Here is a 16,091-nt window from a genome sequence, read left to right as displayed (position 1 = left end):
CGCCCGCCCTCAGGGCGTGGCCTGCGGCAGATCGAAATCCAGCGCGGCGATCTCATCCAGCGCCGCGCGCAGCCTTTGCGCCTGTTCCTTGCCGGCCACGTCCTCGAAACGCTGCTGGGCAATTTGCCACAGCTTCATCGACTCATCTAGCTTGGCCAGACCCTGCGGCGTCAACCGCACGCGCTTGATGCGGCGATCGCCCGGGTCGGCAAAGGTCTCGACATAGCCGTCGCGGATCAGCGGCTTCAGCGTATGGCCGAGCGCCGACAGGTCCATGATCAGCGACGCTGCGATAGCGCCCATCGCCGGCTCGTCGCCGATATGGATCTGGTAGAGCAGGCCCTGCTGCGTGGCCTTCAGGCCCGAAGGCGCCATCACATCATCATAGAACTGGCCGAGCTTGCGCGCCGCACGGCGCAGCGCGGCGTTATTGCAGAGCGTCAGGCCGGGCAGGGTATCCTTCGACATAATGGGTCCTTGGCGCCGGCGAATGACGTCCGGCCGCTCTCCGTCAAATAATCCTCGCTTCGATCATTGACAAGATAGTGGCATATACCTACTTCACATTTAGTGGCATATACCACTAATGAAATCAGATGACTTTTCGACAGAGCGAGGCAAATGCCCGCGCGCCGGCGGTCAGGTCGAAACGAACAACTTTAAACAGAAGGAACAAGCACAATGAGCGGACAGAGCAACAAGGGCACGGCGGTCGTTACCGGTGCTTCGGCGGGTATCGGCGCGGTCTATGCGGACCGGCTGGCGGGGCAGGGCTATGATCTGGTCCTGGTGGCGCGGCGCGCCGACCGGCTCGAGGAACTGGCCGAGAAGCTGCGCTATGCCTATGACCGCAAGGTCAGCGTGATCAGCGCCGATCTGGCCGACGACAATGACGTGCGCCGCGTCGAGCAGGCGATATCGGCCGACGACAGCGTGACGCTGCTTGTCAACAATGCCGGCCTCGGCGGTGCGCAAGTGGTTGCGACGGCGGACGCCGATGTGGCCGAGCGCATGATCAAGGTCAATGTCGTCGCCTTGACGCGGCTGACCCGTGCCGTGTTGCCCGGCCTGATCGCACGCAACCGCGGCGCCATCGTCAACATCGCCTCGGTGCTGGCCTACGACACCTCGTTCGGCGGCATCTACAGCGGCACCAAGGCCTATGTCGTCAACTTCACCGAGGCCCTGCAGCGTGAGGTCGCGGGTACCGAGGTGAAGGCCCAGGTGGTGCTGCCCGGCGCGACCCGGACGGATTTCTGGGAAATTGCCGGCAGCGATATCGACCAGCTTCCGAAGGAAATCATCATGACGGCCGACGATCTGGTCGATGCGGCGCTTGTCGGACTGGCCAGGGGCGAAGCCGTCACCGTGCCGGGACTTGCCGATGCGGCCAAGCTGGACACGTTCCTTGGTGCCCGGCAAGCCTTCTACGGCAGCCTGCACGCCAACAAGCCGGCGGCACGCTACGCGGCTTGAGGTGGCAAAGGCTGGTTCGCTTTGCGAACCAGGACCCCCAACCCGCTGCTTCGCAGCGACCCTCCCCACAAGGGGAGGGTGAGGAAGCGCCTCGTCCCCCCATGCGACAATGGTCTTGTCGGGTGCGAGAAAGCTGCGCTCTCTACCTCCCCCTTATGGGGAGGTAGACCGAAGGTCCGGGTACTGGCGCGGATTGTGGCTTGAGCGCTCTAAGCCGTCCGCCACATCGGGATGATCGAGGCGGCCAGCACCAGCGCTAGCACGATGTTGAGCGCGCGCCATTGCCGTTCGGTCTTGAGCAGCCGGGCCAGCAGCATGCCGGCCACGCACCACAGCGACAGCGAGACGGCCGCAGCGAGGCCGAAGGTGGTGCCGAGCAGCAGCGCGAGTTGCATCGGGCCGCTGGCCAATGCGGCGAACGAGGCCGCGGCGCCCAGCCCCATCGCCCAGCCTTTCGGATTCATCCATTGAATGCCGGCACCGCCGAAAAAGCTGTTCGGCCTGGCCATGGTCACATCCAGATTGGGCGGCCCGCTGCGGCCAATCTTGATCGCCAGCCAGACGAGATAGAGCGAGCCGATGACCTTCATCGCCAGTTGCAGCGAGGGCACGGCAAGCAGCAGGCCGGCGAGCCCAGCCGCCGTTGCGCCCGTCACCGTGGCGAGGCCGGCGGCGCTGCCGACCAGCAAAGGGACGGAACGGCGAAAGCCGAACTGCGCGCCGGAAGCGGTCGACAGGGTCGTGGCGATGCCGGGCGTTGTGGTGGCAACGATCGCAAACAGGATGAGCGGGATGATGGGCTCGAGCATGCGGCTTCCTCTGTTCGGAAGTTGCCATCGTAGCTGTGTACGAACTTCAGTAAATGCAATGTTTGCCATGCTTGGCATTAGAAGGCATAATGCCAATCATGATCCGAAATCTCGACATGGCGCTGATCCGCACCTTCGTCACCGTCGCCGACAAGGCCAGCATGACGGCGGCCGCCAATGCGCTGCATCTGACGCAGGGTGCCGTCAGCCAGCAGGTCAAGCGGCTGGAGGAGGCGCTCGGCTCCAGCCTGTTCGAGCGCGACAGGCGCGGCTTGCGGCTGACGCGCGCCGGCGAACAGCTGTTCGGCAAGGGCAAGCGGCTGCTCGGCCTCAATGACGAGATCTGGGCCGAAATGGCAGGCAACCCGGTGGCCGGCCAGGTGCGGCTCGGCGTGCCCTACGACCTTGTCGGCACCTTGCTGGCACCGGTGCTGAAGACCTATGCCGAGACCTATCCGCAGGTCGAGATATCGCTGGTCTGCGCCTCGTCGCCGGAACTGACCGCTGCCCTTTCGGCCGGGACCATCGACCTTGCGGTGATCGAGGAACGCGTCGGCCCGTCGGCGGGCGAATGCCTTGCCATCGACCGGCTGGTCTGGGTCGGCGCCAAGGGCGGAGTTGCCCGCGCCAAGCGGCCGCTGCCGGTGTCGATCGTCGCCGACACCTGCGCCTTCCGGCCGGCGGTGCTGGCGGCGCTCGGCGAGCATGGGCTGGAATGGCGCACTGTGTTCGAGAACGGCAACATCGACGCGACGACGGCGACGGTGCGTTCCGACCTTGCCGTCACCACCTGGCTCGCCTCCACCGTGCCGGCCGATCTCGACATATTGCCATCCGAGTCCGGGTTGCCGCCGCTGCCGAATTTTGCCATCAACCTGCATTTGCCCAGGCATGGGATAGGGCCGGCCGCGCGGGAATTCGCGCGCCATATCCGCGATGGGCTGGCGCGGCGGCCGGTGGCTGCTTGAACGCCTCGCTCCGCCGGAGCACCCCTCATCCGTCTCGGCGCTGCGCGCCGATCCACCTTCTCCCACAAGGGGAGAAGGCAAGATTGCGCGCATGTCCCTGCCAATCATTGACGTTAAAGATTGGCCGAGCCACATACCCCAGGCTCCACCTTCTCCCCCTTGTGGGAGAAGGTGGCCGAGCGAAGCTCGGTCGGATGAGGGGTGGTCCAGCTTGGCGCCATGTTCCGGCTCTGCTACTTCCAGTTCTTGCGCCGCTCGATCTCGGCCTCGGACGGCTTCTCCGTCGCAAACGACCCGACCTTGATTTCGCCCGCGCGCTCGTAGGTCGCCATGATGACGCCGGTGCTGGAGACCTGCGACTTGGCAAGCCTGAAGGCGGCCGGCATCGCGTCATCGCCGAACAGCCGCTTGCCCTTGCCCAGCAATAGCGGGAAGATCATCAGCCTGATCTCGTCGATCAGCCCGTTGGCGAGCAAGGTCTGGATCAGATTGGCCGATCCCTGGATGAGCAGGTCGGGTCCATCCTCCTGCTTGAGGCGGCGCAACGTCGCGACGATATCCGGCCCAAGCGATTGCGTGTTCCGCCAGGTGAGCGAATCCGGCCGATGCGTCGCCACATATTTGGTCGCGGGGTTGAAGGCATCCGCGATCGAATCTTTCTGATACGGCCAGTACGCGGCGAAGATGTCGTAGGTTCTGCGGCCGAGCAGCAGGGCGAAGGGTTTGGAGAATAATTCATCTATTGCCGCGCCCGCCACGTCGTCGAAGTAATGGAACGTCCAGCCGCCGAACTTGAAGCCGCCGACAGGATCCTCTTCCGGACCGCCCGGTGCCTGCATGACGCCGTCGAGGCTGACGAATGTCGCGGCGATGATCTTTCTCATTCCAATGCTCCCTTTAACTCAATCCACGCCGTCGCGGCGGGACTTCAGCCCAAGGACGGGCGAGCGCTAATCGGTCCGACAGGACATGTGAAAATTTTGGCAGACCACCGTCATTTGCGCGGTCCGGCGTCGAGATTTTTCGATGAGAACCAGACATCGCCGAAGATCGCGGTGGCAGTGCGGTCCGGCGTTTTGTCCCGCACCAGCCAGATCGAGCGGCTGCGCGCGGCCTGCTCGCGCGTCGGGATCGTCGCCGCGGGGCCCGCAACCGAGGCGCCGACACAGGGAATGAACCACGATCGCATAAACGGATCGCAAGCGAAGCCCTTTTCGGTGCGGGTCACCATCACCGCCAGAGGGACACGCTCGGCCGGGCGCCAGGGAAAGATCATGCGGCCGCCTGGGCGCAGCGCCTTCAGCCATCCGGCTGGCGGGGCGACGACGCCGGCATTGACATAGATGATGTCGGACGACGGCAAGGGCATCGTCACCGCATTGCCATGGACGACGGTTACATTGCCATAGGCTTCGAGATTTCGTTGCGCGAGGTTGGCTAGATTTTCATCGAGTTCGAAAGCGGTGGCGGTGCCGCCTGGTGAAACCAGCCTGGCCAGCACAGCGGTGTAGTAGCCGGTGCCGGCGCCGATATGGCAAACGGCTTCGCCGGGTCTCGGTGCAAGCTTTCCGATCCACATGGCGTGCAGGAACGGCTCGCCATTGTTGATGCCCTTGTCGTCGTCGAGCGCCACCAGCACGTTTTGGTAGATGTGGGCCGGATCGGCGCTCGGCGTCGTGATCTTGCCGTTACCGGCGATGATCGTCCACGGCCCGGGACCGAGAAACGTTTCGCGCGGCACCTCGGTGAAAACCGCCTCCAGGCGCGGGTCGGGCGAGCCGGCATTGGCGGCCATCAGCCGCGCGTAGAACTTCCTGATGTCTTCGATCCGCGTCATGATGCCGGAGAAGATAGCGCGGATCGCCGATTTGTCGCTGGACTACCCTTTGCGCGGAGCTGGTATTCGATGTCCCGGCGAGGCGGAAGCTCAGCCGATCCCGAACATGGTATCGTAGAGCAGCTTGAAGTTGAGCGACAGGATGACCGCCGCGACCACCCAGGCAAGGGCCGCGACGCCGCGCGGAATGGCGAGATTGCCCATCTTCTTCTTGTCGGACACGAACTGCACCAGCGGAATGACCGCGAAGGGCAGCTGCATCGACAGGATCACCTGGCTGAACACCAGCAGCTGGCCGGTGCCCTTTTCGCCATAGAGCGCGGTGACGATCACCACCGGGACGATGGCGAGGCCGCGCGTCAGAAGCCGGCGCGCCCAGTTGGGGATGCGCAGGCGCAGAAAGCCTTCCATGACGATCTGGCCGGCCAGCGTCGCCGTCACCGTCGAGTTCAGGCCGGAAGCCAACAGCGCCACCGCGAACAGGATCGAGGCTATGCCGAGGCCGAGCAGCGGCGACAACAGCTCGAAGGCCTGGCTGATCTCGGCGACGTCATGGTGACCGGTGTTATGGAAAGCGACCGCGGATACGATCAAGATCGAGGCGTTGACGAACAGGGCCAGCATCAGGGCGATGGTCGAGTCGGTCGTTGCCCATTTGATGGCGTCGCGCTTGCCCTTGTCGGTGCGTTCATAGGCGCGGGTCTGCACGATCGAGGAGTGCAGGTAGAGATTGTGCGGCATGACGGTGGCGCCGATGATGCCGATGGCGATGTAAAGCATCGCCGGATTGGTGACGATTTCCGACGACGGCACGAACATCGCATGCAGGATTGAGCCGGCCGGCGGGGCGGCAACGAAGATCTGGATGGCAAAGCAGCTGAAGATGATGATCAGAAGCGCGATGACGAAGGCTTCGAGATAGCGGAAGCCCTTGTTCATCAAGAGAAGCACGAGGAAGGCGTCGAGCGCCGTCAGTATCGCGCCGCCGATCAGCGGAATGCCGAACAGAAGCTGCAGCGCGATCGCGGTGCCGATGACCTCGGCCAGGTCGCAAGCGATGATGGCCAGTTCACAGGCGATCCACAGCACGAAGTTGACCGGACGGGGATAGTAGGCGCGGCAGGCCTGGGCAAGGTCGCGGCCGGTGGCGATGCCGAGCCGTGCCGCCAGCGCCTGCAGCAGGATTGCCATCAGGTTGGACAGCATGATGATGAACAGCAGCGTGTAGCCGAACTGCGCGCCGCCGGCGAGGTCGGTCGCCCAGTTGCCGGGATCCATGTAGCCGACCGAGACCATGTAGCCGGGGCCCATGAAGGCGAACAGGCGACGGAACCAGATACCCGAATTCGGCACGGCGATCGAGGAATTGACTTCGCGCAGGCTGGGCTGTTCGTCTTCCTCGGGCCTGGCGAAGCGCCATGAGGAGCGGGGAACTGTGGCTTCGACGTTGGACATGAGGGAGGGCTTTCCGCGAAACTGTACGATGTTGCCTTAAGCTATGCCATGGCTCAACATTATGCAATATGCTATATTTCATTGTTCGTGCTTTTTATATGACGGCCATCAGCGCGCGAAGGGGCAATCGCAAACGCCGGTTGCACCTGTGGCGGAATGCAAATAAACGGCCTGAAGAATCAGAGCCTGTGCTATAAATGCATGGACAGCAAAAGCCTCGGGAGGAGCGCGTATTGGCGCCGAAGAACAGATCAGTCCCGCGTGAGCCGCTGCTCGACGCCGACGTTCATTCGGAGGGCTTCCGGCAGACGCGCGAAGCGCGCCGCAGCGCGCTGGTCGAGGATTATGTCGAGTTGATCGCAGACCTGATCGAGGACGGCAACGAGGCGCGCCAGGTCGATATCGCCGCACGGCTTGGCGTCGCCCAGCCGACAGTGGCCAAGATGCTGACCAGGCTGTGCGCCGACGGGCTGGTGTCGAGAAAGCCCTATCGCGGTGTGTTCCTGACCGATGCCGGCCGCAAGGTCGCGGAGCAAAGCCGCATCCGCCACCAGACGGTGGAAGCCTTCCTGCGCTCGCTCGGCGTCAGCGCCGAGACCGCGCGCATCGATGCCGAGGGCATCGAGCACCATGTCAGCGCAGAGACGCTGGAAGCGTTTCGCAAAGCAATGACGGCGGCGCGCTGAACCGCGTTCGCCGCCGGATTTCCCGAGCCGCGGGAACCGCCGCGCGCTACGCACGTTGCTCCTGAAACCCGCGCAAGTCGCGCGGCAAGGGAGGAAGCGATGGGCGTTGAACAGGCACCGACCGCAAAGGGCAAGCAGGCAGCCAAGGGACTGAAACAGGCGGCGGCGAAGGACGAGCGCAAGACCGAGGCCGAGACCGGCCATCCCCTGAAAAAGGGCGCGGCGCGTTTCGAGGAACGTTCTAAGAGTTCCGACGGCAAGAGCGCCGGCGCCAAGCAGAAAGATTAGACTCGCTGAGGGCAGCACCGCTTGGCCCTCCGCTATGGCTCCGGGCGTTCGGGTCCTTTGAAAGGTCCACTGGACCTTTCAATTTGCCTGCGGCAAACCGGTCCCTCACTCCCTGACATCCTGCACCCAGCTGCGCGGGTGGCCGTCGACGCGGAACTGGAAGATGAAATAGGGCGGAATGCAGGTGCCCTTGCCGGCTTTCGCTTCCGCCAGATCGTCATAGCCGGCGGTGCAGATATAGTCCTCGCGGCAGGGATGGGCCTTGTCGCAAGCACGCAGGCCGGCGGTCTTGGTGAACTCCCTGGTGCAGAATTTGTGGTCCTTGCCCGAGGCGACGCAGTCGTTGAAGCCGGTCTTGGCGAGACGACCGCACGTCGCCTCGTCGGGAAGCTTGTCGCAGCCCGCCTTGCGAAGCATGCCGCCGGGAAAGCCGCCGGTCTTCTGTTCGGGATTGTCGTAGCGCTGGCGCGCCGCGCCATAGCCGGCGAGCTTGACCACCGGCTTCTTGTCCCGCGCCGGGTCGATGGCGCAGGCCTTGGCGGTGGCCGGCGACAGGCGGCAATACTGGTCGTTGCCCCAGGTCGACATCTTGATCTCGCCGAATTCGACGGGATCGCCGACCGCCGTGCCGGCCTCGCTGACGCAGGTGCCGAAGCCCGGATGGATGGCGCTTTCATGGACGCCGGCGCAGCGCAGGCCCGCGCCGCAGGTCCAGTCCTTGAAGCTCAGGTCCTCGCCGCGATAGCAGATCGAGCCCCAGCCATTGTAGAGGTCGGTGTCCTTCAGTGCCTCGGCATATTTCGCGTCCGGACGGGCGGCGAAGCCGCGCGTAAAGTCCGGGTGGCCGCCGGCGGCGAACTGCTCGACGATGGCGCGGCGGCGCGGCAGGTCGCCGAAGAAGACGGCCGAGCCCGGCACGAAGACGGCGTTGCGGCGCGGCTCGCTGGCCGGATCGGCGCCGGTGTAGTGGAAGCCGGCAATGCCATGCGTCTGGTGGCAGCCGGTGCAGCTCATCTCGTTGAGCCGCAAGTCGAAGCCGGCCACCGACTTGATGGTGGCGAGCGTGTTGCCCCTGGCGACATAGTCCTTCAGCGCCTTGTCGATATCGGCGTCGTCGACCAGCCCATGGGCGATGTTGTTCTGCGACCGGCTGAGGCCGCCGGGCGCGACGGAAACGGCGCTTTTGGCCAGGAATTTTTCGTCGATGACCAGCCGGCCATGATCGAGGTCGTAGATGTTTCGGTCGGTGAGCAGCCATTTGGCGAAGGACGGCCTGTCGGCCAGCACTGTGGTCCGATCGATCTGGTTTTCCATCTTCGCTTCATAGAAGCTGGACGTAGCCGGATCCCATTTGAAGATCTTCAGCAGGTACTCGGCGTGGCCGCCGAAATCGCGCCGTGTCGAGGCCGACAGCCGAAGCACCTGCATGTTGAGTTCCAGCCGCATGATCTGCGAGGAATTCAGCATGGCACCCGACAGCGGCCCCTCGTCGGAGCGCAGCCAGGCGGCAAGCTGATCGGGCGGCAGGTCCCGTTTCCCGGCAGCCAGCCAGCGCCGGGCGACATCGGCGCAGGACACATCGGTGGCGCTTGGCAAATCCTTCGAGGCGCGGGCTTGCGCCCGCCTGGGTTTGGCGTTGAACACCAGGCTCATGGTCAGCGGCAGGCGCGAGGAAATGCGCTGGCCAGCCTTTCCCTTGACCGGCTTTTCCGCGACCGAATAGTGGAAGCGGTAGATCAGCCGGATCTCGCCGCATTCGGTGCGCCCGAGATAGCCGCGATCCATGCGGTTGACGACGCCGGTCAGGTCGAGCGTCGAGCCGTCGTCGTCGATGTATTTTGGATTGAATTTCTGGCTGGTGTCCTTCGATTTCGCCATGGCCGCAACATAAGGGTCCGGGCTGGTCTTCGGCTCGTCGGTGATCTCAAGCTTGACGGTGTCGCGCACCGTGGCCAGCGCCGGCACCGAAAACAGGCCGCGATTGTCGACCTCGCGGGTGAGGCCGAGCGCGGGTCCGAGCAGGCGGCTGATCGACAGACCGCCGCGATCCAGCGCCTGCAAGGTGGCGGGATCGGTGACGGCGACACTGGAATCGAGCGTCACCGCGCCGGCGGCCGGCGTGCCGAGACAAAACAACGCCGCAATCAGCGACAGAAACGAACCGATCGTCCTCAAGCCCAACACATCCCCATTGCGGGCAATGCTACAGGCCTTGCGCACTCTCGGCCAGAGTGGTGAGGGCCGCCATGCCAGCACCGCCGCAGTCTGGAAAAATGCTGTGACTTGCCGCAACCATTGGGATAATTGTTTGTTGGGTTGAGCCCCGGAACAGCGGGGAAATTCGCAGCACGAGGAGTTGCCATGCTCTGGAAGGGCCGTCGTCAGAGTGACAATGTCGAGGACGACCGCAGCGACAGCGGCGGCGGGCTCGGCGGCGGCAGCCCCGGCCAGTTCCGCATTCCGATTGGCGGTCGCGCCGGCGGCGGCGGCAGCATCTTCCTCGTCATCCTGGTGGTGCTGGCCGGATGGTATTTCGGCTTCGATCCATCGACGATCCTGGGCGGTGGCGACGGCGGCGGTGGCCTGATCACCGACAACAGCGGCGGTGGCCAGGACAGCGGCGCGGGTACGCCCGCCAATGACGAGATGAAGCAGTTCGTGGCGACCGTGCTGGCCGAGACCGAGGACACCTGGACCGGCATCTTCAAATCGCAGGGCCTGACCTATGAGGATCCGAAGCTGGTGCTGTTCAGCGGCCAGGTCCGCTCGGCCTGCGGCTTTGCCTCCGCGGCGGCCGGACCGTTCTACTGCCCCGGCGACCACAAGGTCTATCTCGACATGACGTTCTTCCAGCAGCTCGATCAGCAATTCGGCGCCTCTGGCGAATTCGCCCGCGCCTATGTGATCGCGCATGAGATCGGCCACCACGTGCAGAACCTGACCGGCATCATGTCCAAGTTCAACCAGATGCGGCAAAGCATGGGCGAGGTCGAGGCCAACCAGATGTCGGTGCGCATCGAGCTTCAGGCAGACTGCTTCGCCGGCGTGTGGGCGCATTACACCGACCAGAAAGGCATATTGGAGCAGGGCGACATCGAAAGCGCGCTGAACGCCGCCAAGCAGATCGGCGACGACACGCTGCAGAAGAAGGCGCAAGGCTATGTCGTGCCGGAAAGCTTCAACCACGGCACCTCGCAGCAGCGGCAGACCTGGCTGGCGCGCGGCTACAAAAGCGGCAAGCTTTCGGATTGCAACACGCTGAGCGGGCCAATTTGAATAGCCGCTTCCGGGCGCTGACCTGACGGCCAAGGCGCCGTCAGGGGCTGTCAGGATGAAAGAATCCGATCTGTTCCCGCATTGTTCCTTACGGCGGACTCGCCTATAAGGTGCGTCCGCCTGCGCCCCAGGGCGACCACGGGAGCCTGAGCCGTCATGATCGACCCCAAAACCGCCAGACGGGGCCTTGCGCTCGTCTTCACCACGCTGCTGCTCGACATCATCGGCTTCGGCATGATCATGCCGGTGCTGCCGGCCTATCTCAGGGAATTGACCGGGGTCAGCATCAGCGAAGCGGCGATCGAAGGCGGCTGGCTGTTCTTCGTCTATGCGGCCATGCAGTTCTTCTTCGCGCCCATCATGGGCGGGTTGAGTGACCGGTTCGGGCGGCGGCCGATCCTGCTTGCCTCGGTGCTGACCTTTTCCATAGACAATTTGATCTGCGCCGTGGCTTGGTCCTACCCGATGCTGTTCATCGGCCGTGTGCTGGCCGGCATTTCGGGCGCCAGCTATTCGACGACATCCGCCTTCGTCGCCGACATTTCGAACGATGAGAACCGGGCGAAGAATTTCGGCCTGCTCGGCATCGCCTTCGGCGTCGGCTTCGTCATCGGGCCGGTCCTGGGCGGGTTGCTCGGCACGTTCGGGCCGCGCGTGCCGTTCTATTTCGCTGCCGGACTCGCCTTCGTGAATTTCCTGATCGCGCTGTTCCTGTTGCCGGAAACGCTCGACGACAAGCATCGCCGCCGCTTCGAGTGGAAGCGCGCCAATCCGGTCGGCACGCTCCTCCAGATGCGCCAATATCAGGGCATCGGCTGGATCGGGCTCGCCTTTTTTCTGATGACGCTCGGGCACATGATGTATCCGGCGGTCTGGTCGTTCGTTTCCAATTACCGTTATGGCTGGAGCGAGCAGCAGATCGGCTTCTCGCTCGGCGCCTTCGGCCTGTGCGGCGCGATCGTCATGGCGACGGTGCTGCCGCGCGTGATCCCCCGGCTTGGCGAGTGGAGGACGGCGGTCATCGGCCTTACCTTCACGGCACTCAGCGCGTTCGGCTACGCGTTCGCGTCGCAGGGCTGGATGATCTATGCGGTGATCGTCGTCGGCTGTCTGGAAGCGCTGGCCGACCCGCCGCTGAGGAGCCTCGCCGCAGCCAAGGTGCCGCCTTCGGCGCAGGGCGAATTGCAGGGCGCGATGACCTCGATCTTCTCGATCACCTCGATCATCACGCCACTGCTCTATACGGCGATCTTTTCCTGGTTCACCGGGCCGAACGCGCCCGTGACCTTCGGCGGCGCGCCCTATTTGCTCGGAGCGTGCTTCCTGACGCTGGCGCTCATCGTCTTCGTCACGAAAGTGGCCAGGCCGGCGGCGCGCACAAATGTCACTACCGGCGTCGCCGAAGATGGAGCACAGATATGAGGCCCCGTCTCAGAAGGAAGTGCCCGGCAGGGCGTTGGGGGCAGCGCTGACGGGTCAAGTCAGGCCCGCTCGGCCAGCAATTCCTCGCCTCGCTTTTCGCGGATCAGGTTGACGAAGCGGCGGAACAGATAGTGCGAATCCTGCGGGCCGGGCGATGCCTCGGGGTGATGCTGGACCGAGAACACCGGCCGGCCGGTGAGCGTGATGCCGCAGTTCGAACCGTCGAACAGCGAGACGTGGGTTTCCTCGACGCCTGACGGTAGCGAGTCGGCATCGACGGCAAAGCCGTGGTTCATCGAGACGATCTCGACCTTGCCGGTGGTGTGGTCCTTGACCGGATGGTTGGCGCCGTGATGGCCCTGATGCATCTTGGCGGTCTTGCCGCCCAGCGCCAGCGCCAGCATCTGGTGGCCGAGGCAAATGCCGAACACCGGAATGTCGGTCTTCAACAGGTCCTGGATAACCGGGACGGCATAGTCGCCTGTGGCCTCCGGGTCGCCGGGACCGTTGGAGAGAAAAATGCCGTCCGGTTGCATGGCGAGGATTTCTTCGGCGCCGGTCTTGGCTGGCACGACTGTGACCCTGGCGCCGAGGCCGGCGAGCAGGCGCAAGATGTTGCGCTTGACGCCGTAGTCGATGGCGACGACGTGCATCGAAGGCTCGGTCTGTTCGCCAAAGCCTTCGTTCCACACCCATGGCGTCTCGCGCCAGACCGAGGACTGGCCCGACGTGACCTCCTTGGCGAGATCGAGCCCGATCAGGCCGGACCACGCGGCGGCGCGACGCTTCAGATCGTCGAGGTCGAACACGCCATCGGGCGCATGGGCGATGACGGCGTTGGGCATGCCCTTTTCGCGGATCAGCGCGGTCAGCGCGCGGGTGTCGATGCCCGACAGGGCGACGATGCCGCGCTTCTTCAGCCACTGGTCGAGTCCGGTACCGGCGCGATAGTTGGACGGGTTGGTGACATCGGCCTTGAACACGGCGCCGACGGCGCCGGCGCGGGCGACCGGATTGAGGTCCTCGATGTCCTCGTCATTGGTGCCGATGTTGCCGATATGCGGGAAGGTGAAGGTGACGATCTGGCCGGCATAGGACGGGTCGGTGAGGATTTCCTGGTAGCCGGTAAGCGCTGTGTTGAAGCAGACTTCGGCGACGGCGGAGCCGGTGGCGCCGAGGCCGCGACCCTCGATGACGGTGCCGTCGGCCAGCACCAGCAGGGCGGTCGGCTTTTCGATTGCCCAGGCGGGCGTCATCTCGGCCATGGCGGCACTCCTATCAAGCTGCGTGGCTCAACGGCCCGGCGGGCCGTCCGCGCAGCAAACGGCGCCAAGCAGCGATTTCGCGGCTTCCACGCAGTCAAGCTTCAGTTCATGCAAGGCCCAGTACATAGGGGAAGGGGGCAGGGCGGTCAATGATCATGCGAAATGCGGCTTCGATTTATTTCATCTAGCAATATCAGAGGCTTGCCCTGGCATTTCTGGGTTTGCGTTGGCTCGCCCCCGACGCTATTGTCCGCGCCGATCGAAGGAGAATGCACCATGCGCGGCAAAATCGCCGAATCCCTGAAGAGCGCGATGAAGGCGCAGGACAAGCACCGGCTGCCGACTTTGCGGCTGATCCAGGCCGCCATTCATGACCGCGACATTGCCAATCGCGGTTCGGGCAAGGAGCCGGCCAGCGACGAGGAAATCCTGCAGATCCTGGCCAAGATGGTGAAGCAGCGCGAGGAATCGGCAAAGGCATTCGACGACGGCAAACGGCCCGAACTGGCCGCGCAGGAGCGCGGCGAGATTGAGATCATCCGCACCTTCCTGCCGGCGCAGCTTGACGATGCCGCCATCCAGGCAGCGGCGCGCGAGGCGATCGCGGCGACAGGCGCGGCCAGCCAGAAGGACATGGGCAAGGTGATCGCCGCGCTGAAGCAGAAATATTCCGGCCAGATGGATTTCGGCAAGGCGAGCGGCATCGTCAAGGGGTTGCTGCAGTAAGGGTTGCTGCCCATCTCGTCGCTGGGGCGGGAAAAATCGGCTGCCCTGCGCCTGTCCGGCTGGCGGTGCGAGGGCAACGGGAATCGCAGATCGGTCTGCTTGTCCTTGGACGGGCGGCGTTTCAGTGGTGAGTTCCGATCCCCTCTGGACGGCAACGCCCTTTGCCGGGTTGGAATTGCCACAAGGCACAAGGTCCGTGGTTCTGTTCCGTTATGCCGAAGGTGAAGAGCCTCATTCGACTGGGCGCTTCCCGAATCCAAGGCCAGGAGCTGGAACTCGGATACCGCCGGGATGTTTATCCGCCATGCAACCGGAGAGATGTCATGGCTGAGAACAAAACCCACTACGAAACCGGTGCGACGAAGTATCCGGCAAAGACCGATGCCGACGCATCCGATGAATTCTCCCAGGATGCGGCCGGCAACAAGAAGCCTGCCGGCGGAGTGGGGCTCACCCGTCGGATGGGCGAAGTGGAAGACCGAACCCACCAGTCGGACGGACAGAACCCGCCGAGGCAAGCCACGCCGGGTACCGCGACGGAAAAAGCATCCGGCGCCAGTCCGGCGGTCGCCGGGCGTTCGAAGGGCACCAAGGCTCCGAAGATCAGGCGGCAGCAGCGCTAAGCCGAACCGAGCCACTTGGCGAGAAGACTATTCGACGCCTTTCGGAACGATCCCGTCGCTTTGCCATTATCAGCACGAGGGCAGGCCCGGACAGGCAAACGCCGTGACACGGCGGCGACGCACCACTTCCTCATCCGGGCGACAACACGAACAAGACCGTGCTGACGACTAGGCACCATCGTGAGACGTTTTGGCATAGATTGGAGGCAGCCCATGGCACGCGGCAGCAAGAAACACATCGGAGCAGGTTCGCAGGGAAAGGGCTCTGGCGCAGGCGCCATGACCGTGACGCCAAAGGATAAGCTCGAAGAAAACAAGGTTCTATCCAATCGCGACAAGGCACAGCATTCCCGAGAACGCGGCTTGGATTCTAGAGAGGTCGCGACCGAGCAGCGCCAGGATCACGTCGCCAACCGGTTGCGGGATTGACGCCCGACAGGGCACCACCTTGGCACGGCTGGGAATCGCCAGAATCGTTGCCGTCGCTACTTGACGCCGACGCTTTCGGGCCAGAGCGCCTGGATTTCCCTCGGCAGCGCATCGCGAACCTTGGCCGATTGGCCAAGATCAATATGCCGTGTAAGAACGCGGAAGACCGTGCGGGCTGCATCCTCGGGATCGACGGGGCGGATTGATTTTAATTCCTCGTCGATGTGCTGCGAGAAGTCTTCCAGCGAGCGCGTTTTGTCTGGCTCAGCTGCGGGCCGGTAGTGATCGTAGTAAGCGCCGCGCACCAGCAGCGGCAATTCCGCCCCAAGCTTCGCCGCAAGTCCGATCTGCAGCCTGTCCCTTACGGCCCGCAAGACCGCGCCCAATATGTGCCATGCAATCCGCCGATCCGGGCCATGATCGGCCATGATCTCATCGAGCCAGATGTTCGTTGTCTGCAGCGTCCTGTCGAAAACGTCCAAACCGGTAGCGCTCATTATCGCCTCCTCATTTATTCGTGCCTGGTTTCGAAACGATGCTCGGGGGCAATCGTTTCGCTATCCGTCGAGAAAATCTCTCCGGCGGCTCGAGATCTGCTTGTCGGCGGAATCCGGGAACGCTCTCGATTGCGCCGGAACCCGCCCGACGTTCCTCAACTGGCGCCCAATGGTCCAGCGGCTGGGCAAAGCGCGGAACACAAACTGAGGCTGCTGTTTCCAAATGCGCGGAATGGCGGCGACCGCGCAGGCGAGGCGCGCATCAGATAAACCGATCGAGAGCGATGGCAGGACCACTGTCCCGTCGGAGAGATCCGCGATCGCTGCCACCAGG

The 16,091-nt window shown here is 63.9% G+C and carries 18 protein-coding genes; 9 read left to right on the top strand and 9 right to left on the bottom strand.

Annotation, left to right across the window (positions count from 1 at the left end):
• Positions 1-9 precede the first annotated feature (9 nt).
• A complete protein-coding gene (locus NKG99_RS02310) occupies positions 10-468 on the bottom strand; it encodes a MarR family winged helix-turn-helix transcriptional regulator (RefSeq protein WP_352863736.1) in 459 nt (152 codons plus the stop codon).
• 213 nt (positions 469-681) lie between these two features.
• On the opposite strand from NKG99_RS02310, the gene NKG99_RS02305 reads away from it, so the two are divergent.
• Positions 682-1,476 carry an SDR family NAD(P)-dependent oxidoreductase gene (locus tag NKG99_RS02305; protein WP_352863734.1) on the top strand — a complete coding sequence of 265 codons (795 nt, stop codon included), beginning with the start codon at positions 682-684 and terminating at the stop codon, positions 1,474-1,476.
• A 209-nt stretch (positions 1,477-1,685) separates the two neighbouring features.
• Here the strand turns inward: NKG99_RS02305 and NKG99_RS02300 are convergent, their stop codons facing one another.
• On the bottom strand, positions 1,686-2,285 hold the full coding sequence (locus tag NKG99_RS02300; protein WP_352863732.1) for a LysE family translocator: 600 nt from the start codon (positions 2,283-2,285) through the stop codon (positions 1,686-1,688).
• A 98-nt stretch (positions 2,286-2,383) separates the two neighbouring features.
• Between NKG99_RS02300 and NKG99_RS02295 the strand changes: the two genes are divergently transcribed.
• A complete protein-coding gene (locus tag NKG99_RS02295; RefSeq protein ID WP_352863970.1) occupies positions 2,384-3,253 on the top strand; it encodes a LysR family transcriptional regulator in 870 nt (289 codons plus the stop codon).
• Positions 3,254-3,486: 233 nt separating this feature from the next.
• Here NKG99_RS02295 and NKG99_RS02290 read toward each other — a convergent pair whose 3' ends face one another.
• From NKG99_RS02290 to NKG99_RS02280, 3 genes are all read right to left on the bottom strand, one after another.
• Positions 3,487-4,137: a dihydrofolate reductase family protein gene (locus NKG99_RS02290; protein ID WP_352863730.1), complete on the bottom strand. Its 651-nt coding sequence runs from the start codon at positions 4,135-4,137 to the stop codon at positions 3,487-3,489.
• Positions 4,138-4,247: 110 nt separating this feature from the next.
• Positions 4,248-5,090, bottom strand: a complete 843-nt coding sequence (locus NKG99_RS02285; protein ID WP_352863728.1) for a protein-L-isoaspartate O-methyltransferase family protein — start codon at positions 5,088-5,090, stop codon at positions 4,248-4,250.
• A gap of 90 nt (positions 5,091-5,180) precedes the next feature.
• Positions 5,181-6,545: an Nramp family divalent metal transporter gene (locus tag NKG99_RS02280; RefSeq protein WP_352863726.1), complete on the bottom strand. Its 1,365-nt coding sequence runs from the start codon at positions 6,543-6,545 to the stop codon at positions 5,181-5,183.
• A gap of 233 nt (positions 6,546-6,778) precedes the next feature.
• Here NKG99_RS02280 and mntR point away from each other — a divergent pair, with 233 nt between their 5' ends.
• Positions 6,779-7,231, top strand: coding sequence for a manganese-binding transcriptional regulator MntR (gene mntR, locus NKG99_RS02275; RefSeq protein WP_352863724.1), 453 nt, complete (start codon positions 6,779-6,781; stop codon positions 7,229-7,231).
• Positions 7,232-7,330: 99 nt separating this feature from the next.
• Complete coding sequence (locus NKG99_RS02270; protein WP_109659990.1) at positions 7,331-7,519, top strand: hypothetical protein; 189 nt, start codon at positions 7,331-7,333, stop codon at positions 7,517-7,519.
• Between the two features lie 105 nt (positions 7,520-7,624).
• Here NKG99_RS02270 and NKG99_RS02265 read toward each other — a convergent pair whose 3' ends face one another.
• Positions 7,625-9,703, bottom strand: coding sequence for a hypothetical protein (locus NKG99_RS02265; RefSeq protein ID WP_352863722.1), 2,079 nt, complete (start codon positions 9,701-9,703; stop codon positions 7,625-7,627).
• Positions 9,704-9,880: 177 nt separating this feature from the next.
• Here NKG99_RS02265 and ypfJ point away from each other — a divergent pair, with 177 nt between their 5' ends.
• Positions 9,881-10,795: a KPN_02809 family neutral zinc metallopeptidase gene (gene ypfJ / locus NKG99_RS02260; protein ID WP_352863720.1), complete on the top strand. Its 915-nt coding sequence runs from the start codon at positions 9,881-9,883 to the stop codon at positions 10,793-10,795.
• A 156-nt stretch (positions 10,796-10,951) separates the two neighbouring features.
• Complete coding sequence (locus NKG99_RS02255) at positions 10,952-12,217, top strand: TCR/Tet family MFS transporter (protein ID WP_352863718.1); 1,266 nt, start codon at positions 10,952-10,954, stop codon at positions 12,215-12,217.
• 59 nt (positions 12,218-12,276) lie between these two features.
• Here NKG99_RS02255 and carA read toward each other — a convergent pair whose 3' ends face one another.
• Positions 12,277-13,482, bottom strand: coding sequence for a glutamine-hydrolyzing carbamoyl-phosphate synthase small subunit (gene carA / locus NKG99_RS02250; RefSeq protein ID WP_352863716.1), 1,206 nt, complete (start codon positions 13,480-13,482; stop codon positions 12,277-12,279).
• A gap of 276 nt (positions 13,483-13,758) precedes the next feature.
• On the opposite strand from carA, the gene NKG99_RS02245 reads away from it, so the two are divergent.
• The 3 genes from NKG99_RS02245 (at position 13,759) to NKG99_RS02235 (ending at position 15,260) form a co-directional block, all read left to right on the top strand.
• Complete coding sequence (locus NKG99_RS02245) at positions 13,759-14,208, top strand: GatB/YqeY domain-containing protein (protein WP_352863714.1); 450 nt, start codon at positions 13,759-13,761, stop codon at positions 14,206-14,208.
• Positions 14,209-14,531: 323 nt separating this feature from the next.
• Complete coding sequence (locus NKG99_RS02240) at positions 14,532-14,831, top strand: hypothetical protein (RefSeq protein ID WP_352863712.1); 300 nt, start codon at positions 14,532-14,534, stop codon at positions 14,829-14,831.
• Between the two features lie 213 nt (positions 14,832-15,044).
• On the top strand, positions 15,045-15,260 hold the full coding sequence (locus tag NKG99_RS02235; RefSeq protein ID WP_352863710.1) for a hypothetical protein: 216 nt from the start codon (positions 15,045-15,047) through the stop codon (positions 15,258-15,260).
• Between the two features lie 56 nt (positions 15,261-15,316).
• Here the strand turns inward: NKG99_RS02235 and NKG99_RS02230 are convergent, their stop codons facing one another.
• Positions 15,317-15,757 (bottom strand): DUF2267 domain-containing protein, encoded by a 441-nt coding sequence (locus tag NKG99_RS02230; RefSeq protein ID WP_352863708.1) that lies wholly within the window; start codon positions 15,755-15,757, stop codon positions 15,317-15,319.
• A gap of 60 nt (positions 15,758-15,817) precedes the next feature.
• A complete protein-coding gene (locus NKG99_RS02225; RefSeq protein WP_352863706.1) occupies positions 15,818-16,087 on the bottom strand; it encodes a hypothetical protein in 270 nt (89 codons plus the stop codon).
• Positions 16,088-16,091: the final 4 nt, after the last annotated feature.

This window comes from Mesorhizobium sp. M1409 (assembly GCF_040317535.1).
Taxonomy (GTDB): Bacteria; Pseudomonadota; Alphaproteobacteria; order Rhizobiales; family Rhizobiaceae; genus Mesorhizobium.
The sequence above is the reverse complement of the archived record's forward strand: the minus strand, read 5'-3'. Positions and strand labels throughout refer to the sequence as shown.